Here is a 2,063-nt window from a genome sequence, read left to right on the forward strand (position 1 = left end):
GCGACTGGATAGTGTCGGCATCGAGTTGACCGGCTTCAAGGCTGGCCTCTAGCGAGGCCAGCGTGCCGTGAATGATGATATGGGTGTCATGACTGTCATGGATCATCACCCCGACATTCGGCGCGACCAGAATGGAGACGCGGGCATTGGGAGCACAGGTCCGGCTGGTGATCAGAACCTTGGACGATCCCTGCGTCTTGCCTGTGCGCATGGTCAGATGCGCCCCACCCGAGGGAGAACTGTCGATCGATACCCCGTCGCTCATGGCCGGATCGACCATGATCTCGAAGCGCCCCAGGCAGGGCACGCTGAGATCGAGATCCTCAGCATCCATCACAACGGGCGAACCGGCATGAGCCGGGGCAGCCATGGCATGGCCGTCAAACCCGGCCCCACCCGGCCCGAGCGGTGCCATGCCAGTTAGTAGCAGGGCCGCAAGCGCCACGCGGCGCGTGTGACGACAGGCGGGGCGGCGATACAGACAGTCTGCCATCATGAAAAGCTCCGCGTTCTCCAGCCAGGGACATCCTCGTCCAGAATACGCTCGAGCTGGTCGACACGTTCTTCAAGGCGGCGCGCCTGCACATGCGCCATATTGAGCGCAGCGAGGTCCGATTCCTGCAACTTGCTGGCCGTTGTTTTCGAGCGGGCCCGAATGGTCACGATATACATGATCGAGACAAAAAACAGGACGACTGCCGCAAGATCAATAAGGTCATTCATGTTGGCATGCCTCATAAGCGACCCTTATGCTGTCAAAACGTCTCATGCTTGTTCTCATCCCTGACGGCTCTTGATCCTGGCGCGCAGCGCTTCGAGTTCGTTCTCGACCGCCATATCGGTTTCGAGGCCCGCCAGCTCTTCCTGCAAGCTTGGCTTGCGCGTGCCACCGGGGCCACGGCCGAGATCATAGGCTTCGGCCTTCCCCTCAAGGGCGTCAAGCGCACGCTCGACCTGCTCGAAGCGGTTGAAGGCATTTTCCACGCGCGTGTCATATAGGCGCTCGCGTGTCTTGATGCGATTGGTCGCAGCCTTGTGGCGCAGCGAGAGCGATTTCTCGCGGGATTTCGCGTCCGCCAGCTTGGCCTGCAGCTTGCCGATATCGTCATGCTGCTGGTCAAGGCTTTCATTGACCTGTGCAATCTGCTGCTCCAGCGTCTTGCGCGACTGCTCGATGGTGGCCTTGGCAGCAAGTGCGCCCTTGGCCAGATCTTCGCGATCGCGGGTCAGGGCCAGTTCGGCCTTGCGCAGCCATTCGTCTTCTTCCTGCACCATCGTGCGTGCACGACGCTCAAGCCCCTTGCGCTCGGCAATCATGGTGACAGCCTGGCTGCGTACCTCGACCAGCGTGTCTTCCATCTCCTGGATGATCAGCCGGATCATTTTCTCCGGGTCTTCGGCGCTGGCCAGTATGGCGTTGAGGTTGGAGTTCACAATATCCGCAAGGCGGGAGAAGATACCCATGTGACGATCTTTCTTTGCTGGAACGAATTTAACAGGAAATTGGGGCAGGAGAACACAGGCTTCTCTTGCAAGCGTAACGATCCGGAGTGAAAGATAGAGTTCTTGCAACACTACGGATGAGACTGGCCATAAAATGGCGCGATCTGCCAGAAACGAAGAAAACCCGACACCGATCGGACAATCTCCTGCGTTTCTGGAGATGCTCGACCATATCTCGCGTCTTGCACCGCTCGATCGGCCGGCGCTGATCATCGGCGAGCGCGGTACAGGCAAGGAGCTCGTCGCTGCGCGACTGGCCCTGCTCTCGCCGCGCTGGGACAGGCCGCTCATCAAGCTCAACTGTGCAGCCCTGCCCGATACCCTCCTCGATAGCGAGTTGTTCGGTCATGAGGCTGGCGCTTTTACCGGGGCCCAGCGTCGCAGGCTTTCGCGTTTCGAGCAGGCGCATGGTGGCACGCTGTTCCTCGATGAGATTGCCTCGGCTTCCATGGCGGTTCAGGAAAAGCTCCTGCGTGTCATCGAGTATGGCAGCTTCGAGCGCGTGGGCGGGAACGAGACCATCCATGTCGATGTCCGCATTATCGGCGCAACCAATGCCG

3 protein-coding genes and 1 pseudogene are annotated in these 2,063 nt (G+C 59.8%); 1 reads left to right on the plus strand and 3 read right to left on the minus strand.

Annotated elements, in window-relative coordinates; genetic code table 11:
* The 3 genes and pseudogenes from P792_RS37760 to pspA all read right to left on the minus strand — a co-directional run.
* A pseudogene (locus P792_RS37760) lies at window positions 1-496 on the minus strand (hypothetical protein); the annotation flags it as partial.
* Window positions 493-723: an envelope stress response membrane protein PspB gene (gene pspB / locus P792_RS33215; RefSeq protein WP_031241417.1), complete on the minus strand. Its 231-nt coding sequence runs from the start codon at window positions 721-723 to the stop codon at window positions 493-495. The pseudogene P792_RS37760 and the gene pspB, both read right to left, overlap by 4 nt.
* A gap of 54 nt (window positions 724-777) precedes the next feature.
* Window positions 778-1,464, minus strand: a complete 687-nt coding sequence (pspA, locus tag P792_RS33220) for a phage shock protein PspA (protein ID WP_023979662.1) — start codon at window positions 1,462-1,464, stop codon at window positions 778-780.
* Between the two features lie 133 nt (window positions 1,465-1,597).
* Here pspA and P792_RS39195 point away from each other — a divergent pair.
* On the plus strand, window positions 1,598-2,063 hold a 466-nt coding region (locus P792_RS39195; RefSeq protein WP_035440581.1), incomplete at its 3' end, for a sigma 54-interacting transcriptional regulator.

This window comes from Asaia sp. SF2.1 (genome assembly GCF_000505765.1).
Classification (GTDB): domain Bacteria; phylum Pseudomonadota; class Alphaproteobacteria; order Acetobacterales; family Acetobacteraceae; genus Asaia; species Asaia bogorensis.

What these genes read in the sequence shown, in the direction of transcription:
- pspA (WP_023979662.1), bottom strand. Translation starts at nt 1,464, where the DNA reads ATGGGTATCTTCTCCCGCCTTGCGGATATTGTGAACTCCAACCTCAAC.
- pspB (WP_031241417.1), bottom strand. Translation starts at nt 723, where the DNA reads ATGAATGACCTTATTGATCTTGCGGCAGTCGTCCTGTTTTTTGTCTCG.